Annotated in this window: 13 protein-coding genes and 2 pseudogenes; 7 read left to right on the top strand and 8 right to left on the bottom strand. The window is 70.8% G+C overall.

Translation table 11 applies throughout. From position 1 onward, the window contains the following. Positions 1–453 precede the first annotated feature (453 nt). Positions 454–1,005 (top strand): TetR/AcrR family transcriptional regulator, encoded by a 552-nt coding sequence (locus tag TR46_RS35735; protein WP_063770744.1) that lies wholly within the window; start codon positions 454–456, stop codon positions 1,003–1,005. Positions 1,006–1,138: 133 nt separating this feature from the next. Here the strand turns inward: TR46_RS35735 and TR46_RS35730 are convergent, their stop codons facing one another. From TR46_RS35730 to TR46_RS35720, 3 genes are all read right to left on the bottom strand, one after another. Further along, complete coding sequence (locus TR46_RS35730; protein ID WP_236655676.1) at positions 1,139–1,642, bottom strand: HIT family protein; 504 nt, start codon at positions 1,640–1,642, stop codon at positions 1,139–1,141. Between the two features lie 302 nt (positions 1,643–1,944). Further along, the gene (locus TR46_RS35725) at positions 1,945–2,601 is read right to left on the bottom strand and encodes a 4'-phosphopantetheinyl transferase family protein (protein WP_042410825.1); all 657 of its coding nucleotides are present in this window, start codon (positions 2,599–2,601) and stop codon (positions 1,945–1,947) included. Beyond that, positions 2,598–3,473, bottom strand: coding sequence for a metallophosphoesterase family protein (locus TR46_RS35720; RefSeq protein WP_042410823.1), 876 nt, complete (start codon positions 3,471–3,473; stop codon positions 2,598–2,600). The genes TR46_RS35725 and TR46_RS35720 overlap by 4 nt, the downstream gene beginning before the upstream one ends. A 211-nt stretch (positions 3,474–3,684) precedes the next feature. Between TR46_RS35720 and TR46_RS35715 the strand changes: the two genes are divergently transcribed. Further along, positions 3,685–4,317 (top strand): thioesterase II family protein, encoded by a 633-nt coding sequence (locus tag TR46_RS35715; protein WP_042410821.1) that lies wholly within the window; start codon positions 3,685–3,687, stop codon positions 4,315–4,317. Between the two features lie 187 nt (positions 4,318–4,504). After that, positions 4,505–4,801 carry a LuxR C-terminal-related transcriptional regulator gene (locus tag TR46_RS35710; RefSeq protein WP_042410819.1) on the top strand — a complete coding sequence of 99 codons (297 nt, stop codon included), beginning with the start codon at positions 4,505–4,507 and terminating at the stop codon, positions 4,799–4,801. On the opposite strand, the gene TR46_RS35705 is transcribed toward TR46_RS35710, so the two are convergent. The 3 genes from TR46_RS35705 to TR46_RS35695 all read right to left on the bottom strand — a co-directional run bounded on the left by TR46_RS35705 (position 4,791) and on the right by TR46_RS35695 (position 8,919). Continuing rightward, positions 4,791–6,722 (bottom strand): ABC transporter ATP-binding protein, encoded by a 1,932-nt coding sequence (locus tag TR46_RS35705; RefSeq protein WP_042410818.1) that lies wholly within the window; start codon positions 6,720–6,722, stop codon positions 4,791–4,793. The two genes, TR46_RS35710 and TR46_RS35705, sit on opposite strands and share 11 nt — an antisense overlap. Continuing rightward, positions 6,719–8,494, bottom strand: a complete 1,776-nt coding sequence (locus tag TR46_RS35700; protein ID WP_042410815.1) for an ABC transporter ATP-binding protein — start codon at positions 8,492–8,494, stop codon at positions 6,719–6,721. Before TR46_RS35700 ends, TR46_RS35705 begins: the two co-directional genes overlap by 4 nt. 92 nt (positions 8,495–8,586) lie before the next feature. Then, positions 8,587–8,919, bottom strand: coding sequence for a hypothetical protein (locus tag TR46_RS35695; protein WP_042410814.1), 333 nt, complete (start codon positions 8,917–8,919; stop codon positions 8,587–8,589). 635 nt (positions 8,920–9,554) lie between these two features. Between TR46_RS35695 and TR46_RS35690 the strand changes: the two genes are divergently transcribed. The 4 genes from TR46_RS35690 (at position 9,555) to TR46_RS35675 (ending at position 14,407) form a co-directional block, all read left to right on the top strand. Beyond that, complete coding sequence (locus TR46_RS35690) at positions 9,555–10,610, top strand: ParB/RepB/Spo0J family partition protein (RefSeq protein ID WP_052433401.1); 1,056 nt, start codon at positions 9,555–9,557, stop codon at positions 10,608–10,610. A 63-nt stretch (positions 10,611–10,673) separates the two neighbouring features. Then, positions 10,674–11,429 (top strand): thioesterase II family protein, encoded by a 756-nt coding sequence (locus tag TR46_RS35685; RefSeq protein ID WP_042410811.1) that lies wholly within the window; start codon positions 10,674–10,676, stop codon positions 11,427–11,429. Between the two features lie 56 nt (positions 11,430–11,485). After that, entirely contained in the window at positions 11,486–13,102 is a 1,617-nt protein-coding gene (locus tag TR46_RS35680; RefSeq protein WP_052433400.1) for an alpha/beta fold hydrolase, read from the top strand. A gap of 123 nt (positions 13,103–13,225) precedes the next feature. After that, positions 13,226–14,407: a cytochrome P450 gene (locus TR46_RS35675; protein ID WP_042410807.1), complete on the top strand. Its 1,182-nt coding sequence runs from the start codon at positions 13,226–13,228 to the stop codon at positions 14,405–14,407. Positions 14,408–14,483: 76 nt separating this feature from the next. Here the strand turns inward: TR46_RS35675 and TR46_RS45670 are convergent. Continuing rightward, a pseudogene (locus TR46_RS45670) lies at positions 14,484–16,778 on the bottom strand (type I polyketide synthase); the annotation flags it as partial. Positions 16,779–16,937: 159 nt separating this feature from the next. Further along, positions 16,938–21,313: pseudogene (locus TR46_RS45665) on the bottom strand (type I polyketide synthase); the annotation flags it as partial.

The raw sequence follows: 21,313 nt of genomic DNA, 5'->3' as shown, positions 1-21,313 counted from the left end.
CTCACTGCTCTCACTGCTCTCACTGCTCTCACTGGCGCTAACGCCACCAAGCCGTCGCCCGCCACTGCGACTACCAACGCCGCACGCACCCCGATCGGGTGAGTCACGATCCATCACCGCCCTGACGATCCGTCAGTCCGATAAGCTCGAAACAAGGCCGCTGACCAGCACAAATGGAGAACTGCACCTGGAGTAGTTCGTCTCCCGCTTGTAGGGACTCGAAGCTAAATGGAGCGCGTTCCGTTTCTGTCGCGGCTTATAGCGCGATGATTGTCAAAAATGGAACACGATCCGTTTAGTCATGGCCGCTGACCTCTCCCCGCCTGCCCAGCAGCAGCTTCGCGCCGACGCGATCCGCAACCGCGCGAGCGTGCTCGCCGCGGCCACCCGTGTGTTCGCGGCGGCGAACGCCGAGCCGTCCTTGCGGAGATCGCCCGCCTGGCCGGAGTCGGGGTGGCCACGCTCTACCGCCACTTCCCGACCAGGGAGGCGTTGGTCGACGCCGTCTACCAGGACCAGGTCGTGCGACTGACGACCGGCGCACACGACCTGCTCCAGACGCACCCGCCCGCACGAGCCCTGCGCCTGTGGATGGATCTGTTCGCGGACTGGATCGCCACCAAGCACGGGATGACGGACACCCTGCTCGCCGTGATCGACACCGGGGAGATCTCCCTCGCCCACAGTCGCAACGAGATCCTGTCGGCCATCGGCACCCTCGTCGACGCCGGGGCCGCGTCAGGCGAGATCCGCGCCGGCACGAGCAGCGAGGACATCGCCGCTGCCCTCCTCGGTCTCCTAGCCGTCTCCGGAAAACGCGGACACCACGCCCAAGCCCAACGGCTACTTGATCTGCTGATGGACGGCCTCAAACCCCAACCCGTGCCCGTCGCCCCTGCAACGCCCGGTCGGACCGCGAAAGCGGCACGCGAGCAAGGCGCGCAGCAACCCCATAGACAACGACGAGTTCGTTGCACTCGGCCCGGACCTCAGCGAGCTGCTTGACCACCGCGCTGCGGCCGGATCATCTCGGCCGTTCAACAAGGCAGCCGCCGATGAGGTGACGCCCGCACGCGATGAGCACTCCAACACGCCGGACGTCGAAGGGCACACGGGGTATGGCCGGGCTGGGGTCGCATCAGTTCAATCCCGTGCGGGCCGCGATAGCAGCTCGCAGTCGGTCCGCCAGATCGGCGCACTCGCTGGGGCTCATGACGACGATGCCCTTTTCGAACTTCATCGACTCGAACTGCTGCTCCGCGTACGGGACTCCCTCGGGGATGCGGGCCACATGCCAGTGCAGGTGCGCGTTGCCGGCCTGCGAGCCCATGGAGAACAGGTAGGTTCGCTCCCCCGGCACCACGTCTTCGGCGGCCAGCGCGACCAGCCGCACCGCCTGCATCATCCGCAGGTACGCGGGCTCGGTGAAGTCGGCGACGGCGTGCTCCAGGTGCTGCTTGGGGCAGACCAGCAGCTTGCCCGGCAGCACGGGCCACCGGTCCAGGAACGCGACGTGGTGCTCGTCCTCGTAGACGATCTCGTGGGCGTAGTCGGGGTCGCCGGCCAGCATCCGGCAGATGAAGCACGGCCCGGTCAGGGCCTGCTCGCTGTAGGTCTCCAGGTCCATCGGCTGGCGCTGCATCGTGCCCCTCCCCCGCAGTTCAGTCATCCCTCTTACGTGCTCCCCGTACCCGGGGCGATCCACACCCGGTTCCGGGCCGGACCAGTCTCCCTGGCCGGAGGGTCTGGGGTGGGCGCCGCGGGCGCGTAGTTGAGCTCGCCGACGTACTCCAGCCTGGGTCGCGCGACGCCACTGTGATGGTGCAGGCCCAGGGGGGTTGGGTGAGGAGCGTCGAGAAGGGGCCGGCTCGATCCCTCCCCCGGAGCGGACGGCACGATTCGGCGGTCCCCCTGTTCGCCCAGTCGTCCGATCCTGCGTTCGAGTCAGGCGGGCACGGTGATCGCGGTCAGGGCGAAGCCGTCGCGTACCGCCCATCTCCCGTGGAAGACACCGATTCTGGAGTCGCCCCGCTCCGGACCGGGGACCAGCAGCCGGGCGGTGAAAGTCCCCGCAACCGGGGAAAAGGAGATGACCGCCTCCTTGAACTCCAGGAACTTCCCGGTCAGCGGGAACCAGGCCTTGTACACCGACTCCTTCGCGCTGAACAACAGCATCTCCCACGGCACTTGCGGGTCGGCCCGGAACCGCCCGGCCAGGGCCCGCCGCTCCTCCGGAAGCGAGACCGCCTCGAACACGCCCTCGGGGAGCGGCCGTATCCGCTCGGCGTCGATCCCCACGGACAGCACGTCGGACTGGAGCACCACCGCCGCGGCCCGGTAGTCGCCGGAGTGGGTGATGGCGCCCGCCACCCCGGGCGGCCACAGGGGTTCACCCCTGGCACCGGTCGCCAGCGCCGCAGCCGGGAACCCCAGCCCGGCCAGCGCCCGGCGGGCGCAGCGGCGGCCGGTGGCGAACTCCCGCTGCCGCTGCTCCACCGCGTTCGAGATCCGGGCCGCCTCCTCGGGGAACAGCGGGGGCCCTGGCGGGTCTCCGAACACCGAGGCCACCTGGACCTCCGCGGGCAGCAGTTCCTCGATCATCGGGCCGTTGCCCGCGCCGGCGGTGTCGCTGCGAGGACCTCGCGCAGCAGCGGGTCGGGTTTCCCCCAGCGCTGCCACTCGCGCGGATAGCCCAGCGACACCTCCCGGTGGGGCACGCCGTCGTGCCAGGTGACCCGCGGAATGTGCAGGTGCCCGTAGACGACCGCGGCTGCCCGGTAGCGCACATGCCAGTCCGCCGTGGCCTCGGTGCCGCACCACAGGGCGAATTCCGGGTGGCGCAGCACCGCGGTCGGTTCGCGGACCAGCGGGAAGTGGTTGACCAGGACCGTCGGCAGGTCCGGGTCGCACGCGTCGAGCCTGGCGCGGGTGTGGGCGAGCCGGGAGCGGCACCACGCCTCGCGGCTGGGGTAGGGGTCCGGATGGAGCAGGAACTCGTCGGTGCAGACCACGCCCGCCTCGTGGGCCTTCGCCAGCCCTTCGCGGCTGTTGCGCGTTCCAAGGGGAAGGAAGCTGTAGTCGTAGAGCAGGAACAGCGGGGCGATGACCACCGGACCGCCGGGGCCCGGCCACACCGGGTACGGATCCTCGGGGGTCAGCACGCCGAGAGAGCGGCACACGTTCACGAGGTGGCGGTAGCGCTCCTCTCCGCGCAGGGTGAGCGGGTCGCCGGGGTGGGTCCACAGTTCGTGGTTGCCCGGAACCCAGACGACGGTCGCGAAGCGCTCGGCCAGCAGCCCGAGCGCCCACTCGACGTCGGCGGCCTTCTCCGCGATGTCGCCGGCCACGATCAGCCAGTCGGCCTCGTCCTTCGGGTACAGGCTCTCCACGATGAGCCGGTTCTGTTCGTAGGCGACGTGCAGATCGCTCACCGCGTACAGCCTGCCGCCGGACGGCGGAGCCACCGAAACCATCTACCGCCTCCATCTGATGCGCTCCGAAGCATTGTCCCGTGCCGACGCGCCGTTCACCGGCGCCGGCCGGCAATTCCGGGTGAACAACCAGAGTTCGGCCTGCTGCGGCCGTCGGGGCTTGTGGTCGCCACGGGCTCCCGCTGGATAGTGGCTCGCGACCACCCGCCGGGCGGACCGCCGCCGGCGACCACCGGAAAGGACGACCGGACTGATGGCTCCCTCCCCCGTGGACAACGACCTGTGGTTCCGCAGATTCCACCCCTCCCCCGTCGCACCCCGGCGGCTGGTGTGCTTCCCGCACGCGGGCGGCTCCGCGGCCTTCTACCGTCCGCTCTCGGCCTCGCTGAGCCCGCAGGTGGACGTGCTCTGCCTGCGGTACCCCGGCGGCCGGGACCGGCGGTCCGAGCCGGGTGTCGAGAGTGTCGGCGTCCTTGCCGACGAGATCTACGAGGTGCTGGGCGGCTGGGCGGACACCCCGCTGACCTTCTTCGGCCACGGCGTGGGAGCACTTCTCGCGTTCGAGGTGGCCCGGCGCTTCGAGCGGGTCTGTGCCGAGCCCGTCCATCTCTTCGCCTCGGGCTCCCGGGCCCCGTACGAGGTGCGCGGGGAGAGCTATCGCTGCGAGCCCGGCGCCTCGGTGTACTGCCCCGTCACCGCCCTCGTCGGCGACAGCGACCCCGGCACCTCGCCGGACGAGGCTCGCGCCTGGGAGGAGCACACCACCGGTGCGTTCGACCTGAAGGTCCTGCCCGGCGGCCACCTCTACCCCGACCGGTGGCCGGCCGAGGTCATGGCCGTCCTCCAGGACCACTTCGCCGCCGACCTGGTACCGCGCCGGGTCTGAAGCACCGCCCGCTCTTCCCGCACGCACGCGTGGTGGGCGCAGCGGAGCTCCGGTTGCGGCGCCGGGGCTTCGCCGCACGTCGTTGACGCCCAAGATCGGTCCCGCATACGCTCGGTTCGCACCGGTTCACGCGCTAAGTGACACGGCCTCGACGTCGTGTTCCGAACGCCAGGGAGAGTGCGGTCTCATGATCCATTCTGCAGACGCTCCGGTCCGTCCCGCCGCCGACGCCCCGCCCGGGCCGCCGCTGCTGACCTCTCTGGACGCGCGCATCCTGGAGGGCATCGCCACCGGCGCCTCGACGGTGCAGCTGGCGACCCGCCTCTTCCTCAGCCGTCAGGGTGTCGAGTACCGCGTCGCGCTGATGCTCCGTCGGCTGGACGCGCCGAACCGGGCCGCCCTGGTCTCCCGGGCCCACTCCGCCGGGATCCTGTCCGTCGGCAGCTGGCCGCCGCGGGTGCTGCCCGAGTTCGTCAGGGAGTGACGCTGTCCCGGAACTGACTGTGGTACAGATCGTGGTAGAAACCGCGACGTTCCAGCAGTTCCTGGTGGGCGCCCTGCTCGACGACCCGGCCGGCGTCCATGACGACGATCGTGTCGGCCGCACGGATGGTCGAGAGCCGGTGCGCGATGACGAAGCTCGTCCGACCGGACTGCAGCCGGGCCATGGCCGCCTGGACCATCGCCTCGGTGCGGGTGTCGACATTGCTGGTCGCCTCGTCGAGGATCAGGATTCCCGGATCGGCCAGAAAGGCCCGGGCGATGGTCAGCAGTTGCTTCTGGCCCGAGGAGAGGTTGGACGCCTCGCCGTCGAGCACTGTGTCGTAGCCGTCGGGCAGGGTCCGCACGAATTCGTCGACATGGGCCGCTGCGGCCGCGGCGAGTATTTCGTCCTCCCGCGCGCCTGCCCGTCCGTAGCCGATGTTGTCGCGGATCGTGCCGTGGAACAGCCAGGTGTCCTGCAGGACCATCCCAAAGCACCCACGCACCTGATCGCGGCTCAGGTCCCGGTAGTCGACGCCGTCCAGGAGGATCCTCCCGCCGTCGATCTCGTAGAACCGCACCAGCAGGTTGACGACGGTGGTCTTCCCGGCTCCGGTGGGGCCGACGATCGCGACCGTCTGGCCGGGCGCCGCCTCCAGGGTGAAGTCCTCGATCAGCGGGGTGTCCGGTCGGTAGCGGAAACTGACTCCTTCCAGGCGTACCCGGCCGGCGCCCGGTGCGGGCCCGGCGCCGCCCGGCAGGGCAGGCAGGACCGGTTCCTCCGGCGCGTCGAGGAACTCGAAGACCCGCCCCGCCGACACGATTCCGGACTGGAGCACGTTCATCTGGCCGGCGATCTGGATGACCGGCGAGGTGAACCGCTGCGAGTACTGGATGAAGGCCTGCACCGCGCCGAGCGAGATCACTCCGGTGGCGACCTGGAACCCACCGAGCGCGGCGACGACGACATAGTTCAGGTTGCCGACGAACACGACGGCCGGAAAGATCGCCCCGGACAGGAACTGGGCGCGGAATCCGGCCTGCAGCAGCCGGTCGTTCTGGCGGCCGAACCCCTCCGCCGTCGACTGCCGCTGACCGTAGGCCAGCACCAGGGCGTGTCCGGCATAGGTCTCCTCGACCACCGAGGTGAGCTGACCGGTGCGGTCCCACTGCGTGGTGAACTCGGCGTTCGACCGGCGCGCGATCGAGTACGTCACCGCCACCACCACCGGGATGGTCACCAGCGACACCGTGGCCAGCAGTGGGGAGATCCAGAACATGACGGCCAGGGTCCCCAGCACCGTGAGCACCGAGGTGGGCAGTTGGCTGAGCCCCTCCTGCAGCGTGGTGTCGACGTTGTCGATGTCGTTGACGACCCGGCTGAGGATGTCGCCGTGCGGGTGACTGTCGAAGTACCGCAGCGGCAGGCGGGTCAGCTTGTGCTCGGTCGCCTGGCGCAGCCGGTACATGGTGCGCTGGGCGATGCCGGTCAGGATCCGGGCCTGGACCCAGCTGAAGGCGGCGCTCAGTACATACACCAGGGCCACCAGACCGAGTAGACGCCCGAGCCGGTCCAGGTCGACTCCGGCGCCTGGGCGGACGTCCATGGCGGCGAGCATTCCGGCGAGGTGGTCCTGGCCCTGGGCGCGCAGTTCGGCGACGGCCTGGGCCTTGGTCTCCCCCGGGTGCAACCGCCCTCCGACGACGCCTTCGAAGAGGATGTCGGTGGCATGGCCGAGCAGCGCGGGGCCGATCACCAGGAAGCCGATCGAGACCACGACGAGCACGGCCACGACCGTCAGCCGGTACCACTCGGGCCGGAGCAGGGCGATCAGCCGGGGCACGGTGGCGCGCTGCCCGGGACGGCGTTCGTCGGTGGCATCGTCAGTGGCGTCGCCAGTGGCATCGTCGGACTCGCTCACGCGGCCGCTCCTGATCCGAGTTGCGACGCGACGATGGACTGGTAGGTCCGGCAGTCGGCCAGCAACTGCGGATGGGTCCCGATGCCGGCGATGTTCCCGGCGTCCAGCACGATGATCTGATCGGCGTTCATGACGGTGCTGGCGCGCTGTGCGACCACGACCACGGTGGCACCGCCGGTACCGGTCGGCAGCGCGGCCCGCAGGCGGGCGTCGGTGGCCGCGTCCAGGGCGGAGAAGCAGTCGTCGAAGAGGTACAGGCTGGGGCGCCGGACCAGGGCCCGGGCGATGGACAGCCGCTGGCGCTGGCCCCCGGAGAGGTTGGCTCCGCCCCGGTCCACGCGGGCGTCGAGCTGTCCGGGCAGGCCTGCGACGAACTCGCTCGCCTGGGCGATGCCGAGGGCCCGCCACAGCTCCTCCTCGGTCGCTTCGGGCCGGCCGAACCGGAGGTTGCCGGCGACCGTCCCGGCGAAGAGGAAGGCCGTCTGCGGCACCAGGCCGATGCCCGCCCGCAGTCGCTCGGCCGACTGCGCCGGGACCTCGACCCCGTTGACGAGCACGGCCCCGGAGGTCGCGTCGAGGAACCGGGGGATGAGGCTGAGCAGCGTGGTCTTGCCGCTGCCGGTGCCGCCGAGGATGGCGTTGGTCTGTCCGGGCCGGAAGGCGAAGGTCAGGTCGTTCAGTACGGGTCGTTCGCTGCCCGCGTACCCGAAACTGACGTGCCGGAACTCGACGGCGCCGGTGGCGACGTCCGGGAGGACCGGCTGCGGTGGGTCGGCAATGGCCGGGACGGTACTGAGCACCTGCTGGATCCGTTCCGCGCTGGCCGCCGCACGCGGCAGCAGGATGACAACGGTCACCCCGATCCCGACGTACAGCAGGATCTGCAGGATGTAGAGCAGGAACGCGATCAGGTTGCCGATCGGCATCGAACCGCCGGCCACGAGCTTTCCGCCGAACCAGAAGACGCCGACGCTGGACAGGTTGGTGATGCCCATGACGACAGGGATGACCAGGGCGAAGACCCGGTCGGCCCGGAGCGTGGTCTCGGTGATGCCGGCATTGGCCCGCCGGAACCGGTCCTCCTCCCAGTCCGTGCGCAGAAAGGCCCGGGCCACCCGGACGCCGGAGATCTGCTCGCGCAGCACCTGGTTGAGGCCGTCGGTCCTGACCTGGACGGCATGGAACATCGGGAGCAGCCGGACCACGACCCATCCGGTGACGGCCAGAATGGCCGCCAGGGTGGCCACCAGCAGCAGGGTCAGCCCCGGCTCCTGACGCACCGCCAGGACCACGGCCCCGAGGGTCGTGACGACCGCGATCACCAGCAGGCTGAGCGCCACCTGGAGGAAGAGCTGGACCTGCTGGACGTCGTTGACGCTCCGGGTGGTCAGCGAGGCGATCCCGAACCGGTTCAGCTCGGCCACCGAGAAGGACTGCACCCGGTCGTGGACCGCGGTGCGGATGTCGGCTCCGACCGACATCGACACCCAGGAGGACAGCCGCAGCGAGCCCAGGGAGGCCAGGCAGAGCACGACGGTGATGGCGAGCATGGTTCCGCCGGCCCGGCCGATGTGGCCGAGATCAGCCTTGACCACGCCGTTGTTGATGATGTCCGCGTTCAGGCCCGGCAGGTAGAGGTTGCCTGCGGCCTGGAGTGCCTGCAGGACGGCGATGACGCCGAGCCGGCGGGCATGGGTGCGGAGGAAGGTACGGATCAGGCCGATCAGGCGGCCTCGCGCGCGGGCACCGGAGTCGAAGTGGGCACTGGCCATCGCGTTGCTTCCGTCCTGTCCTCGTGTGACCGGCCGCGTGGGCCGCTTCCCGCAGGAAGCGGCCCACGCCCGATGCGGACCCGGCCACGGCGCTATTCGGCCGCCGGCTCCTCGTCGACGGACGCGACGACCTCTCCGACCAGCACGTCGGAATCCGCGTCCGCCGCCTTGGGCACGGCCGGAACCGTGAGCCCGGGAACGGACAGATCCGGAACCCTTTTCACCGCTTCGAGAGCCGACTCGATCGCCTCGGCCAGCGACGGGGACACCGTGTCATCGAAATCCATCTTCGTGACGGTGACGTCGGCGTTGGTCGGCAGCGAGTCGGTCAGGAAAACAGCACCGGCGCAGCCCGCTTCCTGCAGGATCGCCGATTCGTCGTCAGTAATCTCCCGGCTGAGAACTAGCGAGAACACATGCCCCACCGCTCGTCACCTCTCCAATTTCGATGCCGGATGAAATCCTTGCCAGATTCACAACCGGCGACAGATGGGCAACGGTGACGGATCTTCACCGGCCGCCAGCACAATACCCAGACCTCTCGGCGCCGGACAACCACGCATCGGTGAACCGGCGACCCGGCCCGCTCCGTGGCGTTCGACTGTGGAATTTCCGCAGTTGAACAGTCGGAGCCGGATCCGGACCACCCCGCGCGGGACCCGGGAGACTTTGCCGCCCAGGCAACTTGAGCAGGCAGGCAACCGACCGCGGGGCAGCGTCCGCGTCGAACCCCTGCTGGTTCAGGGCGACTTGGGCCGGGTACCCGGTGCTGACCTGCGGACTCACGCGTTCGCCGGGATTCCGAATCGACCGTGGCCGCATGCGGGCAGATGAAGCCTGCGTGACGCCTGGTGGAATCATAGAACTTGTCATTGCCAGATCATTCTCGTGCGAGTTAGCCTCCCATCAAGCTTGCCTCGACTACCTCGGATTCACCGCCCGGATAACCGAACAAGGACGTTGGGGGGCACATCACATTGCCGCCGGGCCATCATCCGCTGAATCCGAAGAATTTCCTGACTGAACGCTCGTCGCCAATTCTCGAGGAAAGAGCAAGACGATGGCCCTGAACATTGCTCCGGCCTATCAGTCCCCCGGTCCCGCCGTCGCCGGCGAGCGGGCCTTCGACTCGGCCGACTCAATCGATCGGCTACCGGTCCAGACCATGCCGCTCAGCAGACTGGTTCCGGGTTTGTTCGTCCGCGGTACCGGCACGGATCCCATCCATGTGCAGATGCTGGCGGAGGCCGCGAGTTCATCCGCATTGCCGGCCATCCTGGTCCAGGAGAGCAATTCACGCATAGTCGACGGAATGCACCGCTTCGAGGCCGCGAAGCTTCGCGGCGAAGACACTATCCCGGTCCGGCTGATCGACTGCACGGACAAGGACGCGTTCATCCTGGCGGTCAAGGCCAACATCTGGCACGGGCTGCCGCTGAGCCGCACGGACCGGATGGCCGGCGCCAGGCAGATCGTCGAGTGGCATCCGGACTGGTCGGACCGGGCGATCGGGGCGGCCACCGGGCTGAGCGCGAAGACGATCGCGGGCATCCGCCGCCATTCGGCCGACGACGGCCGGCCGTCGGGCAAACGACTGGGCCGGGACGGCAAACGGCGTCCGCTCACGGCCGCCGAGGGCCGACGGCGGGCGGCCGAGTACATCGCCGTCCACCCGGAGGCGTCGCTGCGGGAGATCGCCCGCGAGGCCGACGTGGCCCCGGCCACGGCCCAGGACGTGCGCGCCCGGCTCCGGCGCGGGGCCGATCCGGTCGAGCTGCGAGGGAACAGCTCGTCCGCACTGCCGCAGACGCGGCCCTGGCAGCCGGGCGCGACGGACCTGCCCTCGGCGACCGTGCGGTCCATCGCCCGGCCGCCGACCTGGTCGACGCTGTCGCCGAAGCTCGCCAACGACCCCTCGCTGAAGTACACCACCGGGGGAAGGGCCTTCATCGGCTGGATGGTGATGCACGTCATCAATTCGGGCGACTGGAAGGAATTCATCGACGCCATTCCGGGGCACTGGATGCGGGACCTGAGTCTCGTCGCCGACCAGGCCGGCCAGGAGTGGATCGAGTTCGCGGAGGAACTCCGCAGGCGGCAGGACGTGACCGGCTGAAACACCGGAACGGCATTGCCCGGCACACCTATTCATCCGACGCGACGACTCCCCTGGAGCGGCATGTCCCAGTCCTCTCCCGACCACAGCCTCTGGTGCCGTCGCTACCGGCCCGCCGACACGGCGACCGCCCGGCTCGTGTGCCTGCCGCACGCGGGTGGCTCGGCGTCCTACTTCCTGCCGGTCTCCGCGGCGCTCACCCCCCAGGTCGACGTGGTCTCCATCCAGTACCCGGGCCGGCAGGACCGCCGCAACGAAAAGCCCGTCACCGACCTCTCGCAGCTGGCCGACCGGCTGCACGCGGTGCTCCGGGACGAGCCGGAGCTACCGCTGACCTTCTTCGGCCACAGCATGGGCGCCTCCCTGGCCTTCGAGGTGGCCCTGCGACTGGAGGCCGACGGCCGCGCGCCGGTGCGGCTGTTCGCGTCCGGGCGGCGGGCACCGTCCGTCTTCCGTCCGGAGACGGTGCACCGGCTCGACGACGCCGGTCTGCTCGCCGAGATCCGCCGCCTCAACGGGACCTCGTCGCTGGTGCTCGACGACGACGAGCTGATGCGGGCCGCGCTGCCGGCGCTGCGGGCCGACTACCAGGCGGCGGAGCTGTACCGGGCCCGTCCCGACGCCGCCGTGCACTGCCCGATCACCGTCCTGACCGGCGACCGGGACCCCAAGACCTCGCTGGACGACGCCCAGGCCTGGGCGGCACACACCACCTCGGACTCCTTCGACGTCCAGGTGTTCCCCGGCGGCCACTTCTTCCTCAGCGACCAGACCGACGACGTCATCAAGCTCCTGGACCAGCACTTCCGCAGTTGCTGAATGCACCACACCGCACCGCATCCGTGAACATGAATGGGACTCCCGTGAGAAGACTTGTGACCACTGCGATCGCGATCAGCAGTGTCGCGGCGAGCTGTACCTACCTGCTGCCCGCATCGGCACAGGCCAGCTCGCTGCCGATGAGCGGATCGACCACGGTCGGCGCGACCGCCGACACCCACTACACGCCGCCGGCGATCGCCTGGTCGACGTGCACCAACGGTCTGCAGTACTACGGCGCCGAGTGCGGCTTCCTGGTGGTGCCGCTCGACTACGCCGACCCCGACGGCACCAAGATCAAGATCGCGGTGTCGCGGATCGCCCACACCGCGGGCGCCGACGCGTACCAGGGCGCCCTCGTGGTGAACCTCAGCTCGGCCGGCGGCTCCGCCCTGGGCCAGTCCACGGTGGGCTCGGCCCTGCCCGCCGCCATCAGCGGCGACTACGACTGGATCGGCTTCGACCCGCGCGGCGTCGGCGCCAGCCAGCCCGCCCTGAGCTGTGACCCCACCGTGAACAGCTACAACCGCCCGGCCTACCGGCCGACCTCATGGGCACAGCTGAACACCTGGATGCAGGCATCGAAGAACTACTCCGCCGCCTGCGCGAAGACCCACAGCGAGCTGCTCACCCACGTCACCACCACCGACTCGGCGAAGGACCTGGACAGCCTGCGCAAGGCCCTGGGACAGAGCCGGCTGAACTACTACGGCTACACCTACGGCGCCTACCTCGGCGAGGTCTACAGCACGATGTACCCGACCCGGGTCCGCCGGATGATCCTGGACAGCAGCATCGACCCCAAGCAGGCCTGGCTGGGCTTCAACTTCGCCCAGAACGCGCCGCTGGAACAGAACCTCTCGGCGTTCTCCGCCTGGGCCGCCAAGTACGACAGCGTCTACCACCTCGGCACCACCAAGGCCGCCGTCGAGAAGCAGTACTACGCCACGCTGGCGAAGCTGACGAAGAGTCCGGCCGGCGGCGTGCTCGGCCCGGACGTCTGGACCGACGAGTTCCTGCTCGCCTACAACACCAGTAACTGGGAAGATCTGGCCGGGGTCTTCTCGGCCTATGTCAACACCGGCAACTCCGCGCCCATGAAGACGCTGTACGACGCCAACTACACGACGACCAACGACAACGCCTTCGCGATGTCGCTGGCGACCGAGTGCACCGACGCCTCCTGGCCGAAGAGCTGGGGCAGCTGGCTGTGGGACACCTGGAAGAGCTACCGGAAGGCGCCGCTGGCGAGTTGGGCCGACACCTGGTTCGTCGCCCCGTGCCAGTCCTGGAGCGTGCCGGCGCGGAAGCCGGCCGTCGTCAATGGCTCGAAGTCGCCGGCGATGCTGATGGTGCTCGACACGACGCTCGACCCGAGCACCACCTACGCGGGCAGCCTGGCCGTCCGCAGGCTGTTCCCGAAGGCGGTGCTGGTCCAGAGCGGCGCGACCCCGGCCGGTTCGGCCACCGCGACCTCCTGCTCGCCCGGCGCCTCGATCGCCGAGTACCTCCTCAACGGCACCCTGCCGACCCGGGTGGCGGGCAACACCGCGGACCTCAAGTGCCCGGCGAACGCGCTGCCGGACCCGACCGCCGCGACGGCGAGCACGTCGGCGGGCACGTCGAAGTCCACCGCGCCGGCCGCCCCTAGCGCGGTCACAGCCGGTCGGTGACTCCTGGAACCTCCGTTCCGGACGTCGTGAGCAGCCGGGGCACCGCAACACGGTGACCCCGGCTGTCGGCGTCCGGCTCCGCTTCGGCTTTCGAAACTCGGCCTTCGAGATTGGTGGTAGAAGATGACTGCTGAGTATCCGGTCGTGGCCGCTCGCGACGACCGCAAGTCGGCGGCCCTGGCCGCCGAGCGGATCACCGTGGGCGCCGACACCCGCGTCATCGGCAGCCTGGCCTTCGCCCGGGAGCTGCTGCGCAGCAACGCGACCCGGCAGGCGGGGGCCGGGGCCAAGAACGAGGTGGTCGGCGACCCGGCCTTCACCTCGGTGTTCTTCCTGGACGGCGAAGCGCACCGGCGCAAGCGGCAGGCGATCGTGCGGTTCTTCACCCCCAAGGCGATCAACACCCGCTACCGCGCGGTGATGGAGGAGACCACCGACACCCTGCTCGCCCGATTGCGTGACCGCGGCGAGGGCCGGCTGGACCGGATGAGCTTCGAGCTAGCGGTGACCGTGGCCGCCGAGATCGTCGGCCTGACCGACAGCGACCAGGCCGCGATGGCCCGGCGGATCCAGTCCACCCTGATCGGCCTGCGCCTGCCGCAGATGAGCCGCTGGCGGCGCCCGCTCGGGCAGCTGCAGGCGACCTTCCACGGCGCGCGCTTCCTCCTCCGCGACGTGCGGCCCGCCATTCAGGCCCGCCGCGCCCAGCCCCGCGAGGACGTGATCTCGCACCTCCTCGACGAGGGCTACCCGGACAAGGCGATTCTCGTCGAATGCATGACCTATGCCGTCGCGGGGATGATCACCACCCGGGAGTTCATCGTCATGGCGGCGTGGCACCTGTTCGGCGACGACGCGCTGCGCGAGCGGTTCCTGACCACCGGGGAATCCGACCAGATCGCCCTCCTGGAGGAGATCATGCGGCTGGATCCCGTGGTCAACATGATCGCCCGCCGGGTCACCAGCGACACCGTGACCGCCTCCGGCTCGGTCGCCGACGGCGAGAAACTGCTCCTCGACATCCGCGCCGCCAACCTCGACGAGGCCGGCGTCGGCGCCTGCCCCTACGCGCTGGACCCGGACCGGGCCCAGCGCGGTAAGACGGGCGGCTCCTACCTCAGCTTCGGCGACGGCAGCCATCGCTGCCCGGGCGCGCAGGTGGCCCTCAACGAGACCCGGGTCTTCCTCGACCGCCTGCTGCGGGTGCCGGGCATCCGGCTGCACCGCGAGCCGGACCTGTGCTGGACCGACGAACTGATGGGCTATGAGCTGCGCAACGCCGTTGTCGTCTGCGACCGCTCCTGATCCACTCCTGTCCGCTCCGACAGACTGATGGCGCTCCCTGGATCCTGGGAGCGCCATCAGTCTTTGTCCGGCCCGCTCAGCGCCCCAGTTCCCGGTCGAGCAGGTCGAAGATCTCGTCGTCGCTGGCCACCGTCAGTTCACGGTAGGCCGTCGCGTTGTCCTCGGTCCTGGTCCGGAAGTCCGCGACCATGCCCTCCAATCGGGTGATGATCTCCGACCGCCGGTCACTGTCCTGATCCACCGCGGAGAGGAGAGCGGCCAGGCGGTCCAGACCGTCGAGGACGGGCTGCGCCGTCTCGGCGGGGACGATGTTCGCGCACAGGTACCCGGCCAGTGCGTCGGGCGTCGGGTAGTCGAAGATCACGCTGGCTGCCAGCGGCAGGTCGGCGACACCGCTCAACCGGTTGCGCAGCTCCAGCGCGGTCAGTGAGGTCAGACCCAGTGCGAGGAAGGATCGGCCGGCGTCCAGCGCGTCGGGGCCGGACAGGCCGAGGACCTGGGCGGTCTGGGCCCGAACCAGGTCCTGGACGGCACGCTCGCGCGCGGCCGCAGGCAGTGCGGCCAGCCGGGCGGCCGGCCCGTTCTGCTCGGGCGCACCGGCCGGGCCGACGGCCCGCCGGGTCCGACGGCCCGCTTCGGAGGACGTCCCGCCGACCAGGCCGGACAGCAACGGCGGCAGTCCGACCCCGTTGCGGCGGCGTAGCGCACCCAGATCCAGGCGGACCGGGACGAGCAGCGCCGGAGCCGTCCCCGGGGCGCGCCGGTTCCGCTCGATCACACCGTCCAGCAGAGCCAGGCCGTCATCGCTGCCGAGCTGTCGGACCCCCTGCCGGGCCATCCGCTGCCGGTCCGCGTCCTCGATCTGCCCGGCCATGCCTCCGGCCGATTCGGGCCCGTCGACCTTCCACGGGCCCCACGCCAGGGAGGTGGCCGGCAGTCCGGCCCGGAGCCGGCGTGCGGCCAGGGCGTCCAGGAAGGCATTGGCCGCCGCGTAGTTGCCCTGACCGGCATTGCCCCAGATCCCGGCCACCGACGAGAACAGTACGAAGTCGTCCAGTTCCAGGCCCTTCGTCAGCTCGTGCAGGTTCCAGGCACCGTCCACCTTCGGCCGCATCACGGCCTCCACCCGCGCCGGGGTCAGCGACTCGACGATCCCGTCGTCCAGGATCCCGGCGGCGTGAATCACCCCGCGCAGCGGCGACTCGGCCGGGACCGAAGCGATCACCGCCGCAAGGCCCTTGCGGTCGGCCGCGTCGCAGGCGGTCACCCGCACCGTCGCCCCGATCCCGGCGAGTCCGGCCGCCAGCGCACCCGCCCCCGGCGCCGCGGCTCCGCGCCGCGAGAGCAGTTCGACTCGCTCGGCCCTGCCGGCACCGACCAGGCCGCGGGCGACGAGCCCGCCGAGCGCACCGGACGCACCGGTGACGAGCATGGTTCCGCGCCGATGGGCGCCGGTCCCACCGGGAGAAGCCGCCTCAGCCGCCACCGGGACGAGTGTCGGTGTCCACAGCCGGCCGTCCCGGACGGCGAGCTGCGGTTGACCCGACATCACGGCGGCCGGGAGCAGTTGGTCGACGCCGACCGGTGTCTCCGCGTCGAGCAGCACGATCCGGCCGGGGTACTCGGACTGCGCCACCCGGATCAGACCCCAGACCGCCGCATGGGCGACGTCGACCGGCACCGACCCGGCATCGACGGCCCGGTGCGTGAGTACGACCAGCCGGGCCCCGGCCAGGCTCGGGGCCGCCAGCCATTCCTGCAGCAGCGTCAGCGTGGCCACGACCGCGGCCCGGGCCGCGCCGGCGACGCCGTCGGCCGGATCCTCGCAGGATCGGCGGCTGCTGACGACGACGGTGTCCGGGGCGGGCGTGCCCGCTGCGACCGCCGACACCAACTCGCTCATCGCGGCGTGGCGCTGCGCGTCCGGCCATCCCTGACCGGTGCTCCCGGGATCGGGACCGACCAGCACCACCCGCTCGGGGGCGGGGAAGGAGCCCAGGTCCGGGCCGGCCGGGATCCAGGCGAGCTCGAACAGTGAATCGGGACTCTCGGCGGGCAATTCCTCGGGCGAGAGCGGGCGCAGGGTCACCGCTCCCACCGAGGCCACCAGCCCGCCGGTGTCGTCGGTCAGGGTCACCGACACTGCCTGGGAGCCGGGGACGGGCACAAGTCGGGCCCGAACGGCGCCGGCGCCTGTGGCGTGGACGACCACGTCCGTCCAGGCGGACGCCAGCATCGGCGCGTCGCAGGCCGGCCCGATCAGCGGCAGGACTGCGTCCAGAAGGGCGGGATGCAGGCCGAAGCCGGTGACGTCCAGGCCTTCGTCGAGGGTGATCGCGGCGAATGTCTCCTCGCCGCGCCGCCATACGGCCTCGATATGACGGAGCGTCGATTCGGGCTCCGGTTGCGCCCCGACCGGGGGCCACTCGGCCGACGCGTCGTCGAGTTCCCTGGCGACAGCAGGCTCTGCGGAGGCAGCAGCGAGGACGCCGGTCACATGGCGGGTCCAAGGTCCGTGCGCCGACCCGCTCTCGGGGCGGGCAAAGACGGCCAGCTCCCGGCGGCCGTCGTCGTCCGGCCGGGCGAGCACCACCTGGATCTGAAGAGCACCGGAGCTGGGGAGGACCAACGGAGCGTGGACCTGGAGTTCGCTCACATGAGCATGCCCGGTCTCGTCCCCGGCCCGCACCGCCAGCTCGATCAGCGCCGTCTCCGGGACGAGGATCCCGCCCGCCGTCCGGTAGTCCGCAAGCCAGGGCTGCGCGGTCAGGGAAAGCCTGCCGGTCAGCACCAGGCCGCCGGAGTCGGGCAGTTCCACGGCAGCGCCCAGCAGCGGATGCCCGGCCACGGACTGCCCCAGCCCAGCCGCGTCCACCCGGACCGGGCTGCTGTTGAGCCAGAACCGCTCCCGGCTGAAGGCGTAGGTCGGCAGGTCGACGCGCCGCGCCCCGGCCCCGGCGTGGAAGCGGGACCAGTCGACGGTCCCGCCCCGCGCCCAGAGCCGACCGACGGCCGCCACCAAGGCCTCCGGCTCGTCCCGATCCCGGCGCAGGGCCGGGATCCAGGCCTCGTCGGCGTGGGCGGAGGTCTCCGCACCGAGGACGGAGAGGACGGCATCCGGGCCGATCTCGACGAACGTCCGGGCACCGGCCTGCCGCAGACCGCTGACAGCGTCCGCGAAACGCACCGGCTCACGCACCTGACGAACCCAGTACCCCGGATCGGTCACCTCCTCCGTCACCGGCGACCCGGTCACCGTGGACACCAGCGGAATCCGCGGCAGCCCGTACGACACCGAGGCCGTCACCTCCGCGAACTCGGCCAGCATCGGTTCCATCAACGGCGAGTGGAACGCGTGCGACACCCGGAGGCTGCGTGCGCGGACGCCTCGGGCGGTGAACTCCTCTGCCACCGCCACAACTGCCTGGTCCGTGCCCGACACCACCACAGCGGACGGGCCGTTGACAGCGGCGACGCCGACTCCGGTCAGGCCCGAGAGCACCTCCAGGACCTCGGCCTCACCCGTCTGCACGGCCAGCATCGCGCCACCGCTCGGCAGTGCGGCCATCAGCCGACCACGGGCGCCGACCACGGCGCAGGCGTCCGGCAGGGACCAGACCCCGGCCACATGCGCGGCAGCCAGTTCGCCGATCGAGTGGCCGGCCACCATGTCCGGGCTCACACCCCACGATTCCAGCAGCCGGAACAGGGCGACCTCGACCGCGAACAGGCCGGCCTGGGCCCAGACCGTGCGGTCCAGGGCGCCGTCGCTTGCGCCGTCGCCCCGGATGACCGCCTTCAGGTGTCGACCCGGCTGGTCCAGGTGTTCCTCCAGCCCCGCGCAGACCGCGTCGAAGGCCTGGGCGAAGGCGGGGTAGGCCGCGTAGAGGCGCTCCCCCATCCCCACCCGCTGCGCACCCTGACCCGTGAACACGAAACCGACCCTGCCCACGGATCCGGCCGAGCCGGTCAGTACCGACGCCGACTGCTGACCGGACGCCAACTGCTCCAGCCCGGCCAGCAGTTCCTGCCGATCGGAACCGACCACCACCGCCCGCTGGGGCAGCCCCGACCGTGTGCTGGCGAGGGACCATCCGACGTCGACCGGCTCGAGGCCCGGCCGCGCGCCGATGAACTCCCGCAGCCGCTGCGCCTGGTCGGCCAGTGCGGCCCGGCTTCGGGCCGAGATCAGCCAGGGGACGATCGGCGGCCGCAGGACCGCGTCGGGACGGGCGATCGGCTCTTCGGGGGCCTGTTCGAGGATGACGTGGGCGTTGGTGCCGGAGAAGCCGAACGAGGAGACTCCGGCCCGGCGCGGACGGCCGGTCTGCGGCCACGGTGTCGGCTCGGTGACCAGCTTGACCGCGCCCGTCTCCCAGTCCACCTGTGACGACGGGGCGTCCACGTGCAGCGTGGCCGGGACGACGCCATGCGCCATCGCCTGCACCATCTTGATGATCCCGGCCACCCCGGCCGCCGCCTGGGTGTGACCGATGTTCGACTTCACCGACCCCAGCAGCACCGGAGTGTCGGCGTCACGACCCTGACCGTAGGTGGCCAGCACCGCCTGCGCCTCGATCGGATCACCCAACCGGGTCCCGGTGCCATGGCCCTCGACGACGTCGATATCCCCAGGCCGCAGACCGGCACCCGCCAAGCGCAGTCCGGATCACCCGCTGCTGCGACGGACCATTGGGAGCCGTCAAACCATTCGACGCACCATCCTGATTCACCGCCGTCCCACGAACCACCGCCAACACCCGATGCCCGTACCTGCGCGCGTCCGACAGCCGCTCAACCACCAGGACACCGACACCCTCGCCCCAGCCCGTGCCGTCCGCCGCATCCGCATACGCCTTGCACCGGCCGTCCGCAGCCAGCCCGCGCTGCCGGGAGAAGTCAACGAAGATTCCGGGCGTGGCCATCACCGTCACTCCCCCGGCCAGCGCCAGACTGCACTCCCCCGACCGCAACGCCTGAGCGGCAAGGTGCAGCGCCACCAGCGATGACGAACAGGCGGTGTCGACCGTCACGGCAGGACCCTCCAGGCCGAGCGCATAAGCGACCCGACCGGACGCGACCCCGCCCGACATCCCGGTACTGACATAGCCCTCGACGTCGCCCGGCACGGCACCGCCGCTGCTGTAGTCGTGGTAGATCAGCCCGGTGAACACCCCGGTCGAGCTGCCGTTCAAGGTACCGGCGTCGATTCCGGCATCCTCCAATGCCTCCCAGGACGTCTCCAGGAGCAGCCGCTGCTGCGGATCCATCGCCAGCGCCTCACGCGGGCTGATCCCGAAGAACTGGGCGTCGAAGTGCCCTGCCTCGCCGAGGAACGCGCCCTCCCGGGCGTAGCTCTTGCCCACCGCGTCCGGATCGTGGTCGAAGACGCCCTCCCATTCGGGGCCGCGATCAACCGGGAAACCCGACACCGCGTCGGCGCCGGAGGCGAGCAGGTTCCAGTACTCCCCGGTGGAAGAGACCCCGCCGGGGAAGCGGCAGCCCATCCCGACGATCACCACCGGGTCGTCGCTGTCCGCGGCTCCGGCTCGCGCCGTCGCGGGCAGCGAGGCATCGACGATCCGGCCGCCGAGTTCGGCCAGGACGAAGGTGACCAGCGCCGAGGGTGTCGGGTAGTCGAAGACCAGCGTGGCCGGCAGCCGCAGCCCGGTCGCTTCGCAGAGCTGGTTGCGCAGTTCGACGGCGGTCAGTGAGTCGAAGCCGAGCTCGCGGAAGGACCGGCCGGCGTCCACCGAGTCCGGTCCGGCCATGCCCAGCACCAGCGCCGCCCGGGTCAGGACCATGGTGCGGACCGTCGACTCCTGCTCGGCCGGCGGCAGCGCGGCCAGACGGGCAGCAAGGCTGCTCCGCTCGTCCACGCCGGTCCGGCCTGCGGTTCGCCGGACGGTTCGTGCAGTCGCCGGCTCCAGGCCCGACATCAGCGCCGGTACCTCGCGACCGCGACGGCGGAACGCGGACGGGTCGAGCCGGGCCGGCACCAGCAGGGCGCCCGCTCCGTCCAGCGGATGTCCGCCGGGCCCGCCGACGCCTCGGACGGCGTCCAGCAGCGCCAGACCATCGGCACCGGTCAGGGGTTGCATACCTTGGGCGGCCAAGCGCTGCCAGTCCGCCGGGCCGAGCTGCCCGGCCATTCCCTCGGCTGTCCCGGCGGCTCCGAACCGGGCGTCGGTGAGCTGCCACAGCCCCCAGGCCAGGGAACCGGCCGGAAGACCCGATCGGCGACGATGGGATGCCAACGCATCCAGGAAGGTGTTCGCCGCCGCATACCCGCCCTGACCCGGGTTTCCCCAGATCCCGGCGATGGAGGAGAAGACCACGAACATGCTCAGGTCCAGGCTGCGCGTCAGCTCGTGCAGATTCCAGGCGCCGCTCACCTTCGGCCGCATCACGGCTTCGAGGGCAGCCGGTGTGAGCGACGTGATCACGCCGTCGTCGAGGATTCCGGCCGCGTGCACGACCCCCCGCAGCGGAGTCCCGGTCGGGACGGCCGCGATGACCTGTGCCAGCGCGGCCCGGTCCGCGACATCGGCGGCGACGACGTCGACCCCGACTCCCTGGACCGCGAGTTCGGCCGCGATCCTGGCCGTCCCTGGGAAGGCCGGTCCGCGCCGGGAGACGAGGACGAGGCGTTCGGCCTGCCGGCTCTCGGCCAGGTGCCGGGCTATCAGAGCGCCGAGGGCGCCGGAGGCGCCGGTCACCAGCACGGTCCCCCGGGAGTCTGCGGTGAGGGGCATGGTGAGGACGACTTTGCCGATGTTGCGGGCCTGGCTCAGGTACCGGAAGGCGTCCGGGGCCCGGCGCACGTCCCAGCAGGTCACCGGCAACGGCGTCAGCACACCGGCGGCGAACAACTCCGTCAACGCACCCAGCATCCGGGCGATCTCG

This window comes from Streptacidiphilus carbonis (genome assembly GCF_000787775.1).
Lineage (GTDB): Bacteria > Actinomycetota > Actinomycetes > Streptomycetales > Streptomycetaceae > Streptacidiphilus > Streptacidiphilus carbonis.
This window is presented reverse-complemented; position numbering and strand designations above follow the sequence as displayed.